This is a genomic window from Dongia sp. (assembly GCF_041905885.1).
Lineage (GTDB): Bacteria > Pseudomonadota > Alphaproteobacteria > Dongiales > Dongiaceae > Dongia.
The window spans coordinates 19,223-38,114 of record NZ_JAYRKD010000007.1 but is presented as its reverse complement, the minus strand read 5'-3'; the positions used below and the strand labels follow the sequence as shown (position 1 = coordinate 38,114).

Below are 18,892 nucleotides of genomic sequence, written 5' to 3'. Positions count from 1 at the left end.
TTCGTACCCCCTTCCCGGCCCTCCCCCGAATCGGGGGAGGGAGAAGAGCGTCCCCGCCCCCGATTCGGGGGCGGGTTAGGGTGGGGGTGCGAAACACCACCGACCGAGTGCCGCAATGAACTTCCGCATCAATCCGCTGCTGACCGCGGTCGGCGAGCCGCCGATTTCGGAGGCGATCTCCTGGATCTCCGGCCGGAGCTTTCCCGAGGACAAGCCGCTGGTCGATCTCTCCCAGGCGGCGCCCGGCTATCCGCCGGCGCCGGCGCTGACCGATCATTTGAAGGAGATCATCGGCGCAGCCCAGAGCTCGCGCTACACCGATATCGAAGGCATCCCGCCCTTGCGCGCCGGGTTGGCCAAGGACATCAACCGCCGCTATGGCGGCGCGGTGAAGCCGGAGCACATCCTGATCACCGCCGGCTGCAACCAGGCCTTCTGCCTCGCCACCAATGCGCTGGCCAAGCCCGGCGAAGCGATCATCCAGACCTCGCCCTACTACTTCAATTACCGCATGTGGCTGGACATGGGCGGCATCGAGACCGTGCTGTTGCCGCATGCGAAAGACAATCCCGCCGCGCCGGACCTCGCCGCGGCGGAGAAGCTGATCGGGCCGAAGACCAAGGCGCTGGTGCTGATCTCCCCCAACAACCCGACCGGCGCCATCTACCCGCCGGAGCAGATCCGCGCCGCCTTCGAGCTCTGCCGCCGGAAGAAGATCGCCTTCATCCTGGACGAGACCTATCGCGACTTCATGCCCGCGTCACCGGCGCCGCATGATCTCTTCCGCGATCCCGACTGGAGCGACACGCTCATCCATCTCTACAGCTTCTCGAAATCCTTCTCGCTGCCGGGCTATCGCGTCGGCGCGATCGTCGCCGATCCAAAGTTCATCGCCGAGGTCGCCAAGGCGATGGACTGTGTTGCGATCTGCGCGCCGCGGATCGGGCAACTTGCCGCTGCATACGGGCTCGAGCATCTCGACAGCTGGCGCGCCGGGATCACCGAGATGATCGGTGACCGTCTGCTGGCCGTGCAGTCGGCCTTCTCGCGCAACGACCTCGGCTATGAGCTGATTTCGGCCGGCGGCTTCTTCGCCTATCTGAAACACCCGCATCGCGGCCGCTCGGCGATGGAAGTGGCGAAGCGTCTCGCCCAGCAGCAGAACCTGCTGATCCTGCCCGGCTCGATGTTCGGCCCCGACCAGGACGACTATCTCCGCGTCGCCTTCGCCAATGTCGAGGCGAAATGGATGCCGGAAGTAGCGGAACGCTTGGCACGGGACGCGGCGCAGGCGTTTTAGCCAATCTTTGACAAAGCTTGGAGGCACCCTATATTAATCGTCAGAGAGGTGCCCCATGCATGTGTCGTTGACCCCGAAGCTGGAAGACCTGGTCCGCGAAAAGGTTGAATCAGGGCTCTATAACAACGCCAGCGAAGTCATTCGCGAAGCGCTCCGCCTCATGCATGAGTTTGACGCAGTTCAGCAGCTGAAGCTGGAACGCTTGCGCAAAGAACTCGCGATTGGCGAGGCCGACCTGGCCACTGGGCGCAAAACTGTTATTGCTGACGATGCCGAGTTGCGGGAATTGTTCGCGCGGCTATGAGGCGCCTAGTCCTCGCGGATGCCGCGCTTGCCGACCTGCGAGGGATTGCTGAATATACGATCGAGCGATGGGGTGCCGCTCAAAAGCGTCGGTACTTGGCCGCATTGCATGCCGCAGTCCGCCGCCTTCGCAGAAATCCGACGCTCGGCAGAAACCGACCGGACCTCCGCCGAGGGTATCATACCTTCCTCGTCGCAAGACACGTCATCTTCTATCGCTTCGACAAGGACGAATGCGAGATCGTTAGAATCCTGCACGACCGAATGGACATGCATCGCGTAGCAGAAGAGTCACCCGAGCGGTGATCTCGAGCAAGAACGCTGTGGATCCCGGCGCGCGCCCCAACAGAACGGCTATCTCGGCGTCGCCTTCGCCAATGTCGAGGCGAAATGGATGCCGGAAGTGGCAGAGCGGCTGGCGAAGGATGTGGCGCAGGGGTCCTAGCTTCAGCAGATTAGCGACTGCCGATAGTAGTGGCCGTCCAGGCGATCGATGTAGAGGGAGCAGCCATCGCGGTCCACGCGCCCGGAGCGGCCACCATAGGGCGGCGCCGCGCTGTCTGATACGTCGTAGACAAGGTCGGTCTGATCCGGACCGAGGAACTGCGCATCGAGCAGCCAGCTTTGCCTGTCCGGATTGCCTGCACGGAGGCGCTCAGCGTCGTAGTACGATCGGCCCGCGACGGAGAAGCGCCACTCGATCGGCACGGCAATACCACCGCCAACGACGAGGATCGCCGCTGCTACCCCAATCAAGCTGGAGATCGCTCTCCGCCATCGCCCGACCATCAGCGCCACAATGGCGGCCGCGAGCACATGGACCATCAGGAACAGGAGTCCGATGAGGCAGAGCAGCATGACCGCGAACGACAGGAGGCCGAACTCGGCCCGCCAGAATCCATAGACCTGCAGCGCGCCGAGCAAGAGGCCGACGATAAGCGGCACAACCGAAAAGCCCGCGCAGAGGGATCTGGAAGTCACCGGGGAGACGCGGTGCGCCGCGTCTCCCCGGTTCCGGGACTGCAAGTGACAGGGAGGCAAATCACGAGTCCCAGTTGGACTGGTGGGCTATTGCACGCTTCCGGAACTGCCGAGTGCCTTGGACATTTCCACGAGTTCGATGAACTCGGCGCGCATGCCGTCTTCATCTGAACCCCGCGCGGCCTTGGCCAGTTCCGCGATCTGGTCGTAGGAATAGTTCTTGAGGTGATCGCCGCCCCGCAATTTCTGCCCGAAGGCGGCGACCGCCGCAGCAAAATCGAGCTCGTCGTTGGTCGATTCGGGTTTATCAAGTCTCGCGGTCGCGAGCGGCGTCTCAATCAGCTTGGAGACGTCACCATCCGGCGCCTTGTAACGGAGGCGCAGGAAGGCGAACTCCTCGGGCTTGACGCCCGGTTCGGCGGTCGGCGCGGGCGCGGCGCCATAGCGCAGGGGATCGACCGCCAGGCCCTTCGAACCTTTCAGCGCGATCTCGTAGAGCGCGGTTACGGTATGGCCGGCGCCGATCTCGCCGGCATCCTTCTGGTCGTTGTTGAAGTCCTCGCGCTTCAAGGCCCGGTTCTCGTAGCCGATCAGGCGGTATTCGGCGACCACGGCGGGGTTGAACTCGACCTGCACCTTCACGTCCTTGGCGATGGTCTGGATCATGGCATCGAGCTGGTCGACCAGCAGGCGCTTGGCCTCCTTCAAGCTATCGACATAACCGTAGTTGCCGTTGCCGACGTCAGCGATCTGCTCCATCAGCGCGTCGTTATAGTTGCCCTCACCGAAGCCGAGCGTGGTGAGCGCAATGCCGGACTTGCGGTTCTCCTCGATCATCTTCTTCAACGCGTCGATGTCGGTGGTGCCGACGTTGAAGTCGCCGTCGGTCGCCAGGATGATGCGGTTGATGCCGCCGTCGATCCGGCCCTGCTTGGCCATGGCGTAGGCGAGCTGGATGCCCTCGCCGCCGGCCGTGCTGCCGCCGGCCTGGAGCTGGTTGAGCGCGGCCTTGATCTTCGCCTTGTCCGAGGTCGGCTCGAGGACGACACCGGCCGCACCGGCATAGACCACGATCGAGACCTTGTCCTCGGGCCGGAGCTGGTCGGTGAGCATCCGCATGCCGGATTTCAGCAGCGGCAGCTTATTGGCGTCTTCCATCGAACCGGAGACGTCGATCAGGAAGACGAGATTGGCGGCCGGGCGCTCGCCCTTGGGCTGGTAGCCCTTGATGCCGATCTCGAGCAGATAGGTGTCGGGATTCCACGGCGTCTTCACGATATGGGTCGTGGTCTTGAAGGGCGTTTCGAGATCGTCGGCCGCCGGAAAGTCATAGGTGAAGTAGTTGATCATCTCCTCGACCCGCACCGCGTCTTCCGGCGGCTGCTGGCCGTTCAGGATGAAGCGCCGCACATTGGCATAGGAGCCGGAATCCACATCGACCGAGAAGGTAGAGACCGGCGCCTCGGCCACCTGCTTCACCGGATTCTCGTCGATCGGCAGGTAGTTCTCGGTGTTCTCGGGCGGCAGATAGGCGGAAGGTGCTCCGCCGTACAGACCACCCTCGCCAAATGCCGTACCCTGCGGTGCCAGATTCTTCTGCAACTCGGTGCGTTGGGCGATGCCGGCGCCGATTCCAACTCCGGCCTGGGGCGGCTGAGCCACCAGATCGGCCTCGGTTGGGGCTTCGGCCTCGGCGATTGATGGAACGGGGGCAGCTTGAACCGCCGGAGCCTCCGCCGGCGCTGGCTCGGTCGCTGGAGTTGCAGCTAGATGTGAGCTGTCCGTCGCCGCCATTTCCGGAGCCACGGACCCGGCCGACACGCTCGATTGCTGCGTCGACCCGTTGGTGTTGGCGGCTTCTTTCTCTTTGGTCTGCTCGCAGCCGAGCAGAACGACGCTGCCCGCGATCAGCACGATCGCGCGAATGGATTGGATTGGCGTCATCGGATGCCCCCTCTTGTTGGACCGGTCGTTCCCCACGCCCGCCAGGATTGCTACCCAAGATGGCGGGCGCATGGTGCGATTGTGTCGGAAGCAGGGCATCGCGGGGATCACGATCGTTTGAAAACCGGCGCTCGAGTCGTTAACGTCGCCCCCATGACCCCGCCGGACCTCCAGACCTGGCTGATCACCCAGATCAGCGAAATGCCTCCCCTCGACGTGCTGTTCAACGGCTTCTGCCGCAAGCTGGTGAAGCAGGGCATCCCGGTCTGGCGCGCCAATATCGGCCTCGAGACCCTGCATCCGGAAGACATCGGCTTTTCGCTGCTCTGGCTCGACGGCGATATCCGGTCCCGCAATTTGAACCGGTTGCGGCCCGGACTGCTGGCCTCCAGCGACTATCTCAACAGCCCGGCGAAGGTCGTGGACGATACCAACCAACCCTTCCGCTGGCGGCAGGGCGAGCCGGACCAAGGCATGGGAATCCTGGTCGATATGGTCGCCGAGGGCGCGACCGATTACACGATGATGCCGCTCATGTTCCAAGACACCTATCGCTCGGCCACCATCTCTTTCGCGACCAAGGCAGCGGGCGGTTTTGGCGATGCCGGATACGACGCCTTGCGCTATGCGACCATCCTGATCTCGCCTTTGTGCGAGCGGATCGCGCTGAAGAGGGTGGCGCTCGATGCCCTGACCGTCTATCTCGGCGCCACCGCCGCACAGCGCGCCTATGCCGGGCAGATCGAGCGCGGCGACGTACGCACCTTAGAAGCCGCGATCCTGATCGCCGATCTCCGCGGCTTCACCTTGCTCTCCGACCGGCTGGAACGGCGCGCCATGGTGGCCTTGCTCGACCGCTGGTTCGGGGTCATGGGCGAAGCGATCGAGGCGGAGGGCGGCGATATCCTGAAGTTCATGGGCGACGGGTTGCTGGCGGTGTTTCCGCTGGGCGACGATCCCGGCGAAAGCTGCGCCCGGGCGCTCGCGGCCGCGCAAGCGACAATCGCCGGCACCGCGAAGCTCAACGAGGAGCTGGCCGCAGAGGGCGCGGCCCCGCTCAAGTTCGGCATGGCGCTCCATTGCGGCGAGGTCGAGTTCGGCAATATCGGCGCCAAGCGGCGGATCGATTTCACGGTGATCGGCCCGGCGGTCAACCATGCCAGCCGGCTCGAAAGCCTGACCAAGGTGGTGCAGCAGCCCTTGGTGCTCTCCGACAGTTTCGCGCGGACGCTCGGCAAGCCGTTGCGCTCGCTGGGCAGCCATGTGCTGCGCGGCGTGCGCGAGCCGGTCGAGGTCTTCGTCCCGCAATGAACTCGATGATGCGGCAGTTCCGGCGCTATCCCGCCGTCGATCTCGATCTGTATCGCCGCTTCATGGTGGCCAAGCAGCATGTCGGCTGGGTGATGCCGGACTTCGCCGTCGCCCTCGCCCGCTTCCCACATGTGTTTCACGTGGACGACAAGGCCGTCACCCTGCAGCCGCGCTTGCGCAGCTTCAACACGCGCTCGGAGGCGGTTGCCGAGGTGCTGGCGAACCTGCGCGCCGAAGGGCTGATCCCCGGCTGGCGCAACGAGGCCTATCCGGTGGCGCAGGGATTCTACACGGCACCCCTGCTGCAGATGGAGCGCGCGGCGACCGTGCTGTTGGGGACGCTCTCCTATGGCGTGAACCTGAACGGATTCGTCGGGCGCGGCTGGGCGATGAAGGTCTGGATCGCCAAGCGGGCCGAGACCAAGCCGATCGATCCCGGGATGATGGACCTGATCGTCGGCGGCGGACAGCCGATGGGGATCTCGCCCTGGAACAATCTGATGAAGGAATGCCAGGAAGAGGCCGGCATGCCGCGCGAGATCGCGGAACGCGCGAAGGCCGTCGGCATCATCACCCTGCTGGCTGTGATCCAGGGACATATGCGGGTGGGTCTCCAGTTCAATTACGATCTCGAGCTGCCGGAGAGCTTCACGCCGCAGAACACCGACGGCGAGGTCGCGGAGTTCCTGCTGGTCCCGGTCAGCGCGCTGATCGATCGCCTGAAATCGGCGGACGATTTCTCCTACGACGTGGCCATCGTGCTGATCGACTTCCTGATCCGGCACGGCTTCGTCGGCCCGACCGATCCGGACTTCCTCGAGCTGATCGCCGAGCTGCGCCGGCCGATCCCCTGGGTTCAATGATCATGAGCCTGCTGGAACGCATCGAAGCCTGTCACCGCTACAGCCTGAAGAAGTTCAAGCCCTTCCTGGTCGCGGGCGAGCGCCTCGGCTATGTGCGCCACGACCTGGCGGTCGAGTTCGGGAAGTTCCCGAGCGTGTTCCTCAATTCCGCCGAGGCCTTGCAGGTGAAGGAGCATCTGGCGCAGTTCGATTCCCGAACCGCGGCGATCAACACGGTGGCGCAGGAGCTCAGCGCCCGCGGCATCGTCACCGGTTGGCGCAACGAGCTCTTCCCGGTGGCGCCGAAATTCGGCGCGGCGCCCTTGTTCGACGTCGAGCGGGCGCTGGTACCCTTCCTCGGCGTGAAGGCCTATGGCGTGCACCTCAATGGCTATGTACGCGACGGCGAGCAGATCCTGCTCTGGGTCGGCAAGCGCGCCGACAACCGGCCGATCGAGCCGGGCAAGCTCGACCATCTGGTGGCGGGCGGGTTGCCCAGCCATATCTCGCCCTTCGACAACCTGATGAAGGAAGCGGCCGAGGAGGCCTCGATCCCGAAGGAGCTGGCGCGCCGCGCCGAGCCCGCCGGGGCGCTGGCCTATCGCATGGAACTCAACGGCCATCTGCGCGACGACACGCTGTTCGTTTACGACCTGGAGCTGCCGCGGGATTTCGTGCCGCATAACCATGACGGCGAGATCGCCAGCTTCGAGCTCATGCCCTTGCACGCGGTGGAGCGCATCCTCGCCGAGACCGAGGCCTTCAAGTTCAACGTCGGCCTGGTGGTGATCGACTTCATGATCCGGATGGGGCACCTGACGCCGGAGCGCCGGGATTATTGCGATCTCGCCCTGGCTCTGGCTGGAAAGCAGTGACGGGACGATATTCATTATTTGCATGCCTTGGATAGGAATCTTTAGGCTGTTATTAACCATTCCGGTCTAATTCCTGGTTGTGGCCGAGCGTGGGGCTCGCCCACTGCTCGTCCAGGACATTCTCCATGCTGAACGCCACGCTCGCCCGGGTGAAGATCGGGACCAAGATCCTGCTCATCGCCGGCATCGCCCTCATCGGCTTCGTCGCCATCCTGATCACGCTGCTGATCGCCGACGGCATGCGCAGCCGGGTCGATGCGGTCGAGCAGGGCGCGATCTCGGAATACATCACGGTGCAGTCGATCGCCGAGGATTTCCTGAACGCGCGGCGCCGGGAGAAGGACTTCCTGCTGCGCAAGGAGACGAGCTACGCCGAGAAGCATGCCGAGGTCGGCAAGAAGGTCGGCCAGGAGATCGGCGACCTCGTGCCCCATGCCGGCCCCGACGAGGCGGCGGCGCTGCAGAAGCTGCAGGGCCTCTACAGCGACTATGACGCGCGCTTCCGCGAGATCGCCGGCGACATCACCGCCATGGGGTTGAAGCCCGACCAGGGGCTGCTGGGCAAGCTGCGCGGCGCGGTGCACGAGATCGAGGAAGCGCTGAAGAGTTATGACGACCCGCAGCTCACCATCTCGATGCTGATGATGCGGCGCCACGAGAAGGATTTCATGGCGCGCGGTGACCAGAGCTATATCGACAAGCTGACCCAGGAGCGGGCGAATTTCGCCGCGTTGCTGAAGGCTTCCTCGATCCCCGCCGACGCCCAGGCGAAGATCGGCGACCTCGCCGCGCAGTATGAGGCGGCCTTCCTGGAGATGGCCAAGCTGCAGCTCACCATCAACGAGAAGCTCTCCGGCATGAGCGAGGCGTATGCGGCCGCCGAGCCGATCCTGGAGGGCATCCGGAAATCGGCCAGCGATCGCCGCGCCGCCGCCAGTGCGGAGATGGACCGGATCGACGCGCTGGCGCGGTATGCGATGTTCGGCGCGGTCATCGTCATCGCGCTGGTCATGCTGGTCCTCGCCTTCGTGATCGGCCGCGGCATCAGCCGGCCGGTGAAGCAGCTGGCGGCCGCGATGTCGCGCCTCACCGCCGGCGACAAGTCGGTCGAGGTGCCGGTGGTCGGCAGCGACGAGGTCGCCGAGATGGCGGGCGCCTTCGGCGTCTTCAAGGCCAGCATGATCAAGGCCGAGGAACTGGCCGCCAAGGAGATGGACGCGCAGCGCCAGCGCGCCGAGCGGGCGCGGCAGATCGAGCTCTTGACCGACAAGTTCGACCAGGACGTGACCATCGTGCTGAAGGCGGTGAGCTCCGCCACCACCGAGATGCAGGCGACCGCCACGTCGATGACGGCGACCGCCGAGCAGACCGCACGCCAGGCGACCGCGGTCGCCAATGCTTCCGAGGAAGCCTCGACCAATGTCACGACGGTCTCGGTCGCTACCGAGGAGCTGACCGCCTCGATCCAGGAGATCAGCCGCCAGGTCCAGCAATCCGCCGCCGTCGCCGGCCGCGCCGTGGCCGATGCCGACCGCACCAATGTTCAGGTGAAGGGCCTGGCCGAGGCGGCGCAGAAGATCGGCCAGGTGATCGGCCTGATCAACGACATCGCCAGCCAGACCAACCTGCTGGCCTTGAACGCCACGATCGAGGCGGCGCGGGCCGGCGAGGCCGGCAAGGGCTTCGCCGTGGTCGCCTCCGAGGTGAAGAGCCTCGCCAACCAGACCGCCAAGGCGACCGAGGAGATCGGCTCGCAGATCGGCGGCATCCAGCAGGCGACCGGCGAGGCGGTCGCGGCGATCCAGTCGATCGCCGCCACCATCCGCGAGATCAACGACATCGCGACCGCGATCGCCTCGGCCGTCGAGGAGCAGGGTGCCGCGACCCAGGAGATTTCGCGCAACGTGCAGCAGGCCTCGGCCGGCACGCAGGAAGTCTCGTCCAACATCAGCGGCGTCTCGCAGGCGGCGGCGGCGACCGGCGCCGCGGCCGAGCAGGTGAACTCGGCGGCGACCGAGCTTTCCAGGCAGTCGGAGACGTTGCGCGGCAAGGTCGAGACCTTCCTCAGCTCGATCAAGGCGGCGTAGACAGGCTGCGGCCTGCCGGGAGGGCGCCACCCGGCGGGACATTGTCCCGAGATGTCCCCGCCTGCCCCGAAGTGGTGCATGGCCGCTTGGGGCGCGGGCATGTGATCCTCTCGCTCTCAGCCCGCTGGCCGCCCGAACTTCCGTGCGGGACCCTGGGGCGAGCATCCAGGGGGTCAAAGCAATGTTGAAGACTTTCGCGCTCACAGGGCTTCTCTTTCTTGCCCCGGCGGGCGGGGCCCAGGCCGCCACGGTCTTCTCGGAGGACTTCTCCGGCGCGGGCGTCGGAACGCATGTCCTCGGCACCATCGGCGGCACACAATTCGAAGTAACCAGCGGCGATGTCGATATCATCGGGCCGGGCTTCTTCAGCTGCGTGTCCGGCGCCACCAAATGCCTCGACCTGATCGGCTCGGCGGGCCAAGGGACGATCAAGAGCAATGTCGGCATCGACCTGATCGCCGGCACCACCTACACCATCGCCTACGCCGACGTGCTGCAGGGCTTCGCGGCAGGTCCGACGCCCAGCATCGACTACACCGTGTCACTGGGCAGCCACAGCTTCAACCTGCAGTCCATTCCGACCACCACCCTCGTGTCGCTCAGCTTCACGGCCGCGGTCACCGAACTGGGCGCGCTGCTCGCCTTCGCCAGCACCAGCAATATCGACGGCAGCCACGGGCCGGTGCTTTCGGGCATCAGCATCGATGCCGTCGCAACGACCCCGATCCCGGCGGCACTGCCGCTGTTCGCCTCGGCGCTGGCGGGCATGGGCTTCGTGGGCTGGCGGCGTAGGCGCGCGCAGGGCTAGAGCCAGAGCGTTACCAGGCCCGCCAGGGCACCGAAGGCCAGGGTCGGCAGCGCCCCTACCCTGAAGCGCAGCATGGCGATCACCGCGGCCAGCGCGATCGCGGCGGTGATCCAATTCACGCTGGCGAACACCGGCAGCTCGAGGCTGAGGCCGGCGAGCGGGACCTCCCGGGTCGCGCCGAACAGCACATGCAGGCCGAACCAGACCGCGAGGTTGGCGATGACGCCGACCACGGCCGCCGTGACCGCGGCGAGCGCGGCGGAGATCGCCTGGTTGTTGCGCAGGGCTTCGACATAGGGCGCGCCGACGAAGATCCAGAGGAAGCAGGGCGCGAAGGTGGCCCAGAGCACGAGGGCGGCGCCGAGCGTGCCGGCGAGGAGCGGATCCAACGCACCGTGGGCGCGGAAGGCGGCGAGGAAGCCGACGAATTGCAGGACCAGGATCAGCGGCCCGGGCGTGGTCTCGGCGAGGCCGAGTCCGTCCACCATCTCGTGCGGCAGCAGCCAGTGGAAGCCATCGACCGCGGCCTGCGCGACATAGGCGAGGACCGCATAGGCGCCGCCGAAGGTGACCACCGCCATCACGCTGAAGAACTGGCCGAGGTTGGTCCAGATGCTGTCGCCGCCGGTCACCAGGCGGAGCGCCAGGATCGGGCCGATCCAGAGGGCCAGCCAAAGCGCCAGCGTGCGCAGCGCGCGCGGCGTCGAGCGCCGGGTGTGGGTCAGCCCGCCGCCTTCGATCAGTGTATCGATCAGGCCATGGGTGTCGGGCTGGGCGCCGTTGCCATGGCCGCCCGCCGCCGGGAAAGCCGCGGGCGAGACGCGATGCCCCATCCAGCCGAGCAGGCCGGCGCCGAGCACGATCAGCGGGAATGGAACTTTGAGCACATAGATGCCGATGAAGGCGGCCACGGCGATCGCGACCGCGACCCGGTTCTTCAGCGCCCGTCTCCCGATCCTGAGGATCGCCTCGATGACGATCGCCAGCACCACCGCCTTCACGCCGAGGAAGAGCGCGGTGAGCGCGGGCAGGTCGTGATAGAGCGCATAGACCGCCGAGAGCACCAGCATCACCACAGCGCCGGGCAGCACGAAGAGAATGCCGGCCGCCAACCCGCCGCGCACGCCATGCAGCAGCCAGCCGATATAGACGGCGAGCTGCTGCGCCTCCGGCCCCGGCAGCAGCATGCAATAGGAGAGTGCGTGCAGGAAACGGTGCTCGCCGATCCAGCGCTTCTCATCGACCAGCATCCGATGCATCAGCGCGATCTGCCCGGCCGGGCCGCCGAAGGAGAGCAGCCCGACCTTGGCCCAGACGCGCAAGGCCTCGCCGAAGCTTGGGATGACGGGGGGCGCGCCCTGTTGCATCACCTGGCTCCGCCCGGCGACGCCTGGTGCGATCCGGGTCGAACCTTTACGCCCCTGCGCCGTTTTGAAGAGCGAAAAGTCAGGACAAGCCGCTGAGAATGAACGCCTTTACCGCATTCAGGGGCGCGTAGCCTTATCTTTTCCTGGTAAAGGCCCTGTAAAGGTTCCGCCGGTGGTTCGGCATCGGGTGCGGCTCGAACTGCAGCTTTCACGATGTCAAACAACCGAGCGGATTGTAGCACGATCGGCGCCTGTTGTCCGGCACGGCAGCGCGTGAATTCGGAAATCTTGCGGTCGGGTGTCATGCCGCGTCACCCCTTCCGCACATGCCCCGGCCAGTCATGCGTCTCGCCGACCGCGTCGCGGCACCAGCGGTAGAAGGCGTCGTAGAGCGACATGCTGGCTTCGAGCTGGGCGAGATCGTCGCGATGGCTGCGCGAGAGGCCGAGCGAGGCCGCGAGCAGGCCGGCCGCTTGCGGCGCCAAGTCGAGCCGGTCGGTGTCGGCGCCGCGCACGATGGTGGCGAGGCGATCCAAGGCTTCGCTCTGCAGGCCGAATTCCTCGAGCATGGTGTCGAAGGTGCACCTCTCGCCGCGATGGCTCCAGAAGGCGCCGTCGATGTCGAAGGGCGCGGCGTTGAAGCGTTCGGCGACGGCGGGGACTTCCGAGGCGGCGACATAGAGGAAGGTGGCCGTTGCATCGACGAAGCGGCGGACCAGCCAGGGACAGGCGATGCGGTCGATCTTCGGCCGCGCCCGGGTGACCCAGAGCGTCGATCCGCGCGCGTCGCGCGGCGGCAGCTTCGCCGGCGAGAGCAGCAGCCCGCCCGCTTCGCGCCAGGCGAGGAAACCGCCTTCCAGCACCTCGGCGACGACGCCGCGGGCGCGCAACAGGGCGGCGACGCCTTCGGAAAGCTTCAAGCCTTTCTGGCAGACCACGACGGCGCGGGTGCCTTGCGGCGGATTCCAGGCCTCGATCCAGGACGCGGTCTTGTCCCAATCGCGCTTCAGCGCGCAGGGCAGCAGGCGGGGATCGGCGGCATAGTCCTCGTCGTCGCGCACATCGATGATCGCGGGCGCGTCCGGAAGGCCGATGAGACGGGAAAGCTGTGCGGGGGTGATGTCGGTATTCGACGGCATGCGTCCACTCCAATGGTCCGGGAGTTTGGACGCGATCTTTAGGCTGCCGCCTCACGGGGTAATCGCGGGTAACCCCTTGGGGTGGAGTATCCATGAGCGCTCCGGGCGCGTCAACCGCCACAAGGCGACGGCATTGACTCGGTGCAGTCCCCTCCCCCAACTTTGGGGGAGGGCTAGGGTGGGGGGAAGTGCCATGGCCTTTCGTATCCGCACCGATCCAATACCGCGCGACCATGCGCGCCGTCTGCGCTCCGAGATGACGGATGCCGAGCGGCGGTTGTGGTCGCGACTCCGTCGGCGGCAGATCGAAGGTCTGCATTTCCGCAAACAGGTGCCGATCGGAAACTACATCGTTGATTTCTGTTGCTTGAAGCGCCGGCTGATTGTCGAGGTGGACGGCAGCCAGCATGCCGAGCGCGAAGAGCAAGATGCGGAGCGAACGGCGTGGCTTAGTCAGCAAGGTTATCGGGTGCTGCGGTTCTGGAACAATGAGGTGCTTCAGAATACGGATGGGGTGATGGAGCGGATCTTGCGGGCGGTGACGAGAGAGGGCTGATTCTTCAGACGGCACTTCCCCCCACCCCGGCCCTCCCCCGAAGTCGGGGGAGGGGGTTCTTAATAGCGCTCCTCGGCGGGGCCGTAGAGATCGCTGTGCCCGAGCTCCTCGCTCCGTCGCCGTTCCAGTTCCTGGTTGTAGCGCCTGAGCACGTAGCTCTCCGTGCAATAGCCGAGCACATAGCGCGTCACCGTCGAATCCACCACCGCCAGCACTTCGAGCTCGCTTTCTTCGAACAGCTGCAGCATGGCGCGGATCGGGGTCTTGCGGGCCAGGACCGGCTGCTTCAGCGGCAGGAGGTCGCCGACGCGGGTGGCAGTGCCGCCGGTCGGCGAGGCGGAGAGATGCAAGGTGGCGACGTCGATCACGCCGCGGTAGCCGCCTTCGTCGTCGAGGACGAAGAGCTGGCCGGTTTCGGTGGCCGGGTGCTGGGCCTTGGTTGATTCCATGGAGTCCGAGGCGCGGACGAAGACCATGTCGCGCTGCATCAAGGTCTCGGCGGTCAGGTCCTGGATCCAGCCGATGTCGTGCGCGCCCTTGAGCTTCAGGCCGCGCTGGTGGAAGCGCCATGTGGAGAAGGAATAGCCGAACCACTGGCGGACGCCGAAGGAGGCGAGCAGCACCGCGACGATCACGCCGATGGTGATCGAGTAGGAGGCGGTGAGTTCCAGCACCAGCAGGATCATGGTGACCGGCGCGCCGACGATCGCCGCGCCGACCGCACCCATGCCGACCATGGTGAAGGTGATGGATTCGGTGCCGAGCAGCGGATCGGCCAAAGCCGCGAGCTGGCCGATCAAGGCGCCCAGCAGCGCGCCGATATAGAGCGAGGAGGAGAACAGGCCGCCGCGCAAGCCGCTGCCGACCGAGACCGCGGAGGCGGCGAGCTTCGCCGCGAGCAAGCCGAGCAGCAGCAGGAAGGGTGTGGCCTGGGTGATGGTGACCTCGATGCCGCCATGGCCGCTGCCCAGCACCGGCGGAAATGCCAAGGCGAGTCCGCCCAGCACCACGCCGCCGCAGAACGGCCGCAAGCCCCGCGGCACCCGCCATTGCTGCAGGATGGATTCGACGCCGGTCACGGTGCGCATCGCGATCACGCCGACGAAGGCCGCGGCGACGCCGATCGCGGCGAAATAGAGGAAGTCAACATTGCCGGGCGGCATCTGCTGCGGAATGACCATCAGCGGCTCGAGATTGAAGAACGTGCGGCCCACCACGGCGGCGGTCACCGCGGCCATGCCGACCGGCGCCAGCGCGCTCAGCGAATAGGCGCCGATCACCAGCTCGAAGGCATAGAAGGAGCCGGCCAGCGGCGCGTTGAAAGCCGCCGCGATCGCGGCCGCCGCGCCGCAGCCGACCAGCACGCGCAGGTCCTGGCGGCGGAAGCGCAGCGACTGGCCGACGCGCGAGGCGAGGCCCGATCCCGCCTGGGTGTAGGCCGCTTCCATGCCGACCGAGGCGCCGATGCCGGCGGAGAACAGGGTCATCAGCGCGAGCGAGATGGAATCGCGCAAGGACATCTTGCCGCCGTAGAGCGCGTTGGCCTCGATCGGGTCGATGATGTCGCGGGCGCGCAAGCGCCGCTCACCCCAGGCGACGAAGCCGTAGATCAGGCTGCCGACGATCGGCACCGCGATCAGGCGGATCGGATCGATGCCCTCGCCGCTGCTCAAATGCACGGCCTCGTGGCTGCCGAACAGGACCACGCGGATCAGGACCAGCGCCTCGCCGGTCAGGCAGGTGACGATCGAGACCACCGCGCCGATCAGCACGGCCAGGATCAGCAGCGCGACCTCGCTGTCGCGGACCCGCGAGGCGAGCAGCTTGCGGTAGATCAGCCGGCTGTAGAGCTGGACGCGATGCGGCACGCCGCGGGCGATGCGGCGGAACCTGGTGCCCTCTTGGTCATCCGGGGCAGGGGGCGTCTCGGTGGTCATGCGCGCGGGCGATGCTTGGTTCGGCTCACCCGGTTTTATCAGGGGATGAAGAGGGAGGCACCCTCATTGTCGCCTCCCCCAAGGTTGCAGGGCAATCGAAGATGGATCCCCTCTCCCCCTGTGGAGAGGGTTGCGAAGACTTAGCGAGCAAAGCGAGCGCCCGTCCGCGAATGCGGACATTCGTCCGCGGGGCGTAGCTGGGTGAGGGGTTGCGCGCCGTTGGCGCGCGCGCACCTGGGTGCGCCCCCCCTCATCCAACTGCGGCTAGGCTCGGCTCTCGCCAAGCCTCCGTATCCTTCTCCCACAGGGGGAGAAGGGCACATGCGATTGCTCTGCCCAAGATTGGGGGGAGCTTTTTTCGGGGGAGCGGAGCGTCAGCTACTGCGCGGGGGCCGGCAGGGGGGTGGTGACGGCGGGGTCGTCGTTCATTTCGTGCATCACCTCGTTGGTGCCGCGGTAGACCATGTCCACGGCGACCCAGAGGATGATGGCGAGGCCGACATACGCGATCCAGTGATAGCGCTTCAAGAGGCCGGCGATGATGGTCGCGGCGGCGCCCATCAGGGCGACCGAGAGCAGCAGGCCGACCACCAGCACCCAGGTATGATGGCCGGCGGCGCCGGCCACGGCCAGCACGTTGTCCAGGCTCATCGAGACGTCGGCCAGAATGATCTGGGTGATCGCCTGGCGCATGGTCTTGGCCGGGGCGGCGCCGGGGAGGACCTCGGGCTGCTCGGCGAGCTCGACCCGCTCGTCGCGGGTGAGCTGCTCGCGGCGCATCGCCGCTTCCTTCAGGCGGCGCCGGCGTTCGTGCACCAGCTCGCGCCAGAATTTCCAGCAGACCCAGAGCAGCAGGATGCCGCCGGCCAGGGTGAGGCCGATGATCGCCAAGAGCTGGTTGGTGACCAAAGCAAAGACGATGCGCAGGACCGTCGCGGCCGCGATGCCGATGACGATGACCTTGGCGCGCATTTCCTTCGGCAGGCCGGCCGCGGCCATGCCGACGACGATGGCGTTGTCGCCAGCCAGGACCAGGTCGATCATGATCACCTGGGCGAGCGGGATGAGGGCCTCGATGATGTGTTCGAAGCCTTCCATCAGAACAGGTCGTCCGCTTTGAGATTCGGGGGGTTGTGATCCGGGGAGTCGTGATCCGGGGGCGAAGCGATCGGCAATCGGTCGGCCCGAGTTTTATGCATCATGGAACCCGGCCATCTTCCGCACCGCTGCTGCGCTCAATCCCTGCTCCCGCAGCGCCCGGAGCGCCAAGGCACCGTCGCGTTTCGAGAGCCGGGCCCCCGACCCGTTTGTCAGCAAGACATGGTGCCTATATTGCGGCGATGCAAGCCCCAAAACCGCCTGCAACAGGCGGTGTAGATGGGTCGCAGGCCGCAAATCCTCGCCGCGGATGACCAGGCTCACGCCCTGGAGATGGTCGTCGAGGGTGGCGCAGAGATGATAGCTGGCCGGGGTGTCGCGGCGGCCCAGCACCACGTCCCCGAAATGTTCCGGTTCGGCGCGGATTTCGCGCAAATTGGCGCCATCCGGATCGGCCTCCCGGAAGGCGAGCGGACCGGACCGGCGTACCGCCTCCGCGGTATCGAGGCGCAGCGCGAAGGGCGCACCCGCCGCCTTGCGCTCGGCCGCAAGAATCGGGTCGAGGCCGCGGCAGGTTCCGGGATAGATCACGGTCTCGCCTTCATGTGGGGCGCTTGCCGCGGCGGCGATGTCCTTGCGGCTGCAGAAGCAGGGATAGAGGAGACCGTCGGATTCCAGCCGCGCCAGCGCCGCCGCGTAATCGGGGAAATGGTCCGACTGGCGGCGCACCGGTTCTTCCCACTCGAGGCCCAGCCAATGAAGATCCTCAAAGATCGCGTGCTCGAACTCAGGCTTGCAGCGCGTGCGGTCGATGTCCTCGATGCGGAGCAGGAAGCGGCCGTGTCCTTCACGCGCGGTGCGATGGCCGAGCAAGGCGGAATGGGCATGGCCGAGATGGAGAAAACCTGTCGGGCTGGGCGCGAATCGCGTAACAATCTCGGCTCCGAAGGCGAGGGTCATGGCGGGCAGGAATAACGAAGACCAAGGCTTGCTGCAACAGGCGCTGGATCACCTGGCCGGCGCCGACCGGCACATGGCCACGGCGATCGATGAGATCGGGCCGCCGCCGCCCCGCCACCGCCCCGCCGATTTCGAGACGCTGATGCATGTGATCATCGCCCAGCAGGTCTCGACCGCGTCGGCCCGAGCGATTTCCGGACGGCTGAACGAGCGCCTCGCCAAGGTGACGCCGGAGGGCTTCATCGCGCTCAGCGACGAAGATCTGCGCGCGGTCGGCTTCTCGCGGCAGAAGATGGTCTATGGCCGCGATCTCGCCGCCGCCTTTCGCGACGGCCGGGTGTCGCTGCCGAAGCTCCGGCGGATGGAGGACGAGGCGGCGATCGCTTCGCTCTCCTCGGTCAAGGGGATCGGGCGCTGGTCGGCGGAAGTGTTCCTGCTGTTCAGCCTGAAGCGGCCGGACGTGATGCCGGCCCAGGACCTGGCGCTGATGGTGGCGGCGCAACGGCTGAAGAATCTCCGCGCCCGCCCGGACCCGAAGAAGCTCCTGAAAATCTCCGAGCCCTGGCGGCCGTTCCGGTCCTACGGCGCCAGGATGCTCTGGCATTACTATAGGAACGGCAAGGGCGGCCCCTCTGAAAAAGGTGGGGGCGGCCAGCCCTTATAAGGAATAGAAGCGTATGCAGAGCACACTCGACGGCCCCAAGGTGGCGCCGAAATCCGGGGCCAAGCCGCAGCAGCTCGTGGTCTTCCTGCATGGCTATGGCTCGAATGGCGACGATCTCATCTCGCTGGCGCCCTATTGGGCCGACCTGCTGCCGGATGCGGAGTTCGTCTCGCCGAACGCGCCCTTCCCCTGCGAGATGAATCCGTTCGGCGGCTATCAATGGTTCGGGCTCGAGGACCGCAACCCGGCGACCAAGCTCGCCGGCACGCGGGCGGCGGCCAGCATTCTCGATGCCTATCTCGACGAGGCACTGAAATCGCGCGGGCTCGACGAGAGCAAGCTGGCCTTGGTCGGCTTCTCGCAAGGCACGATGATGTCGCTGCATGTGGGACCGCGCCGCGCCACCGCACCCGCGGCGATCGTCGGCTATTCCGGTGCGCTGATCGGCGCCGAGGCGCTGGCCGGGGAGTTGAAATCCAAGCCGCCGGTGCTGCTGGTCCACGGCACCGCCGACCCGGTGGTGCCGTTCCAGGCCATGGCGGCCGCCGCACAGGCCTTGCAGGCCTGCGGTGTCACAATCGAGACGCTGGCGCGGCCCGGGCTGCCGCATTCGATCGACCCGGAGGGCCTCAGGCGCGGCGGGCAGTTTATCCACCAAAATTTTTCCTGAGATCCCGGGAAATCCCAGGCGATCCCTGGCTTTTCCAGAGCGGGCTTCGT

18 protein-coding genes are annotated in these 18,892 nt (G+C 66.2%); 11 read left to right on the top strand and 7 right to left on the bottom strand.

The window, feature by feature from the left end; translation table 11 throughout:
- The first annotated feature begins 115 nt into the window (after positions 1–115).
- From ACH2CY_RS09030 to ACH2CY_RS09020, 3 genes are all read left to right on the top strand, one after another.
- A complete protein-coding gene (locus ACH2CY_RS09030) occupies positions 116–1,300 on the top strand; it encodes an aminotransferase (RefSeq protein ID WP_395018300.1) in 1,185 nt (394 codons plus the stop codon).
- A 61-nt stretch (positions 1,301–1,361) separates the two neighbouring features.
- Positions 1,362–1,604 carry a type II toxin-antitoxin system ParD family antitoxin gene (locus ACH2CY_RS09025; RefSeq protein ID WP_395018650.1) on the top strand — a complete coding sequence of 81 codons (243 nt, stop codon included), beginning with the start codon at positions 1,362–1,364 and terminating at the stop codon, positions 1,602–1,604.
- Positions 1,601–1,909 (top strand): type II toxin-antitoxin system RelE/ParE family toxin, encoded by a 309-nt coding sequence (locus ACH2CY_RS09020; protein ID WP_395018299.1) that lies wholly within the window; start codon positions 1,601–1,603, stop codon positions 1,907–1,909. Before ACH2CY_RS09025 ends, ACH2CY_RS09020 begins: the two co-directional genes overlap by 4 nt.
- A gap of 141 nt (positions 1,910–2,050) precedes the next feature.
- Here ACH2CY_RS09020 and ACH2CY_RS09015 read toward each other — a convergent pair whose 3' ends face one another.
- The gene (locus ACH2CY_RS09015) at positions 2,051–2,548 is read right to left on the bottom strand and encodes a hypothetical protein (RefSeq protein WP_395018297.1); all 498 of its coding nucleotides are present in this window, start codon (positions 2,546–2,548) and stop codon (positions 2,051–2,053) included.
- A 123-nt stretch (positions 2,549–2,671) separates the two neighbouring features.
- The gene (locus tag ACH2CY_RS09010) at positions 2,672–4,246 is read right to left on the bottom strand and encodes a von Willebrand factor type A domain-containing protein (RefSeq protein ID WP_395018295.1); all 1,575 of its coding nucleotides are present in this window, start codon (positions 4,244–4,246) and stop codon (positions 2,672–2,674) included.
- Between the two features lie 435 nt (positions 4,247–4,681).
- On the opposite strand from ACH2CY_RS09010, the gene ACH2CY_RS09005 reads away from it, so the two are divergent.
- The 5 genes from ACH2CY_RS09005 (at position 4,682) to ACH2CY_RS08985 (ending at position 10,451) form a co-directional block, all read left to right on the top strand.
- Positions 4,682–5,839: an adenylate/guanylate cyclase domain-containing protein gene (locus tag ACH2CY_RS09005; RefSeq protein WP_395018293.1), complete on the top strand. Its 1,158-nt coding sequence runs from the start codon at positions 4,682–4,684 to the stop codon at positions 5,837–5,839.
- Positions 5,836–6,702, top strand: a complete 867-nt coding sequence (locus ACH2CY_RS09000) for a DUF4743 domain-containing protein (protein WP_395018292.1) — start codon at positions 5,836–5,838, stop codon at positions 6,700–6,702. The genes ACH2CY_RS09005 and ACH2CY_RS09000 overlap by 4 nt, the downstream gene beginning before the upstream one ends.
- A gap of 2 nt (positions 6,703–6,704) precedes the next feature.
- Positions 6,705–7,556: a DUF4743 domain-containing protein gene (locus ACH2CY_RS08995; protein WP_395018291.1), complete on the top strand. Its 852-nt coding sequence runs from the start codon at positions 6,705–6,707 to the stop codon at positions 7,554–7,556.
- 125 nt (positions 7,557–7,681) lie between these two features.
- Positions 7,682–9,643, top strand: a complete 1,962-nt coding sequence (locus ACH2CY_RS08990; protein WP_395018289.1) for a methyl-accepting chemotaxis protein — start codon at positions 7,682–7,684, stop codon at positions 9,641–9,643.
- A gap of 181 nt (positions 9,644–9,824) precedes the next feature.
- Entirely contained in the window at positions 9,825–10,451 is a 627-nt protein-coding gene (locus tag ACH2CY_RS08985) for a hypothetical protein (RefSeq protein WP_395018288.1), read from the top strand.
- Here ACH2CY_RS08985 and chrA read toward each other — a convergent pair.
- Together chrA and ACH2CY_RS08975 are read right to left on the bottom strand one after the other, a co-directional pair.
- Positions 10,448–11,818 (bottom strand): chromate efflux transporter, encoded by a 1,371-nt coding sequence (gene chrA / locus ACH2CY_RS08980; protein ID WP_395018287.1) that lies wholly within the window; start codon positions 11,816–11,818, stop codon positions 10,448–10,450. The genes ACH2CY_RS08985 and chrA overlap by 4 nt on opposite strands.
- Positions 11,819–12,129: 311 nt before the next feature.
- Positions 12,130–12,957 (bottom strand): chromate resistance protein ChrB domain-containing protein, encoded by an 828-nt coding sequence (locus ACH2CY_RS08975; protein ID WP_395018285.1) that lies wholly within the window; start codon positions 12,955–12,957, stop codon positions 12,130–12,132.
- Between the two features lie 193 nt (positions 12,958–13,150).
- Here ACH2CY_RS08975 and ACH2CY_RS08970 point away from each other — a divergent pair, with 193 nt between their 5' ends.
- The gene (locus tag ACH2CY_RS08970; RefSeq protein WP_395018283.1) at positions 13,151–13,513 is read left to right on the top strand and encodes an endonuclease domain-containing protein; all 363 of its coding nucleotides are present in this window, start codon (positions 13,151–13,153) and stop codon (positions 13,511–13,513) included.
- A 59-nt stretch (positions 13,514–13,572) separates the two neighbouring features.
- On the opposite strand, the gene ACH2CY_RS08965 is transcribed toward ACH2CY_RS08970, so the two are convergent.
- The 3 genes from ACH2CY_RS08965 to gluQRS form a co-directional block, all read right to left on the bottom strand.
- Positions 13,573–15,450, bottom strand: coding sequence for a chloride channel protein (locus tag ACH2CY_RS08965; protein WP_395018281.1), 1,878 nt, complete (start codon positions 15,448–15,450; stop codon positions 13,573–13,575).
- Positions 15,451–15,828: 378 nt separating this feature from the next.
- The gene (locus ACH2CY_RS08960; protein WP_395018280.1) at positions 15,829–16,548 is read right to left on the bottom strand and encodes a TerC family protein; all 720 of its coding nucleotides are present in this window, start codon (positions 16,546–16,548) and stop codon (positions 15,829–15,831) included.
- A 93-nt stretch (positions 16,549–16,641) separates the two neighbouring features.
- On the bottom strand, positions 16,642–17,508 hold the full coding sequence (gene gluQRS / locus ACH2CY_RS08955; protein WP_395018278.1) for a tRNA glutamyl-Q(34) synthetase GluQRS: 867 nt from the start codon (positions 17,506–17,508) through the stop codon (positions 16,642–16,644).
- Here gluQRS and ACH2CY_RS08950 point away from each other — a divergent pair.
- Both ACH2CY_RS08950 and ACH2CY_RS08945 read left to right on the top strand, forming a co-directional pair.
- Positions 17,507–18,172 (top strand): DNA-3-methyladenine glycosylase family protein, encoded by a 666-nt coding sequence (locus ACH2CY_RS08950; RefSeq protein ID WP_395018276.1) that lies wholly within the window; start codon positions 17,507–17,509, stop codon positions 18,170–18,172. The genes gluQRS and ACH2CY_RS08950 overlap by 2 nt on opposite strands.
- A gap of 13 nt (positions 18,173–18,185) precedes the next feature.
- Positions 18,186–18,842 (top strand): alpha/beta hydrolase, encoded by a 657-nt coding sequence (locus ACH2CY_RS08945; protein WP_395018275.1) that lies wholly within the window; start codon positions 18,186–18,188, stop codon positions 18,840–18,842.
- The last annotated feature ends 50 nt before the right edge of the window (positions 18,843–18,892 follow it).

Bases quoted from the DNA above. Each gene is read 5' to 3' on its own strand.
- ACH2CY_RS09030 (WP_395018300.1), top strand. From the start codon at position 116: ATGAACTTCCGCATCAATCCGCTGCTGACCGCGGTCGGCGAGCCGCCG.
- ACH2CY_RS09020 (WP_395018299.1), top strand. From the start codon at position 1,601: ATGAGGCGCCTAGTCCTCGCGGATGCCGCGCTTGCCGACCTGCGAGGG.
- ACH2CY_RS09005 (WP_395018293.1), top strand. From the start codon at position 4,682: ATGACCCCGCCGGACCTCCAGACCTGGCTGATCACCCAGATCAGCGAA.
- ACH2CY_RS09000 (WP_395018292.1), top strand. From the start codon at position 5,836: ATGAACTCGATGATGCGGCAGTTCCGGCGCTATCCCGCCGTCGATCTC.
- ACH2CY_RS08995 (WP_395018291.1), top strand. From the start codon at position 6,705: ATGAGCCTGCTGGAACGCATCGAAGCCTGTCACCGCTACAGCCTGAAG.
- ACH2CY_RS08990 (WP_395018289.1), top strand. From the start codon at position 7,682: ATGCTGAACGCCACGCTCGCCCGGGTGAAGATCGGGACCAAGATCCTG.
- ACH2CY_RS08985 (WP_395018288.1), top strand. From the start codon at position 9,825: ATGTTGAAGACTTTCGCGCTCACAGGGCTTCTCTTTCTTGCCCCGGCG.
- chrA (WP_395018287.1), bottom strand. From the start codon at position 11,818: ATGCAACAGGGCGCGCCCCCCGTCATCCCAAGCTTCGGCGAGGCCTTG.
- ACH2CY_RS08975 (WP_395018285.1), bottom strand. From the start codon at position 12,957: ATGCCGTCGAATACCGACATCACCCCCGCACAGCTTTCCCGTCTCATC.
- ACH2CY_RS08970 (WP_395018283.1), top strand. From the start codon at position 13,151: ATGGCCTTTCGTATCCGCACCGATCCAATACCGCGCGACCATGCGCGC.
- ACH2CY_RS08965 (WP_395018281.1), bottom strand. From the start codon at position 15,450: ATGACCACCGAGACGCCCCCTGCCCCGGATGACCAAGAGGGCACCAGG.
- ACH2CY_RS08960 (WP_395018280.1), bottom strand. From the start codon at position 16,548: ATGGAAGGCTTCGAACACATCATCGAGGCCCTCATCCCGCTCGCCCAG.
- ACH2CY_RS08950 (WP_395018276.1), top strand. From the start codon at position 17,507: ATGGCGGGCAGGAATAACGAAGACCAAGGCTTGCTGCAACAGGCGCTG.
- gluQRS (WP_395018278.1), bottom strand. From the start codon at position 17,508: ATGACCCTCGCCTTCGGAGCCGAGATTGTTACGCGATTCGCGCCCAGC.
- ACH2CY_RS08945 (WP_395018275.1), top strand. From the start codon at position 18,186: ATGCAGAGCACACTCGACGGCCCCAAGGTGGCGCCGAAATCCGGGGCC.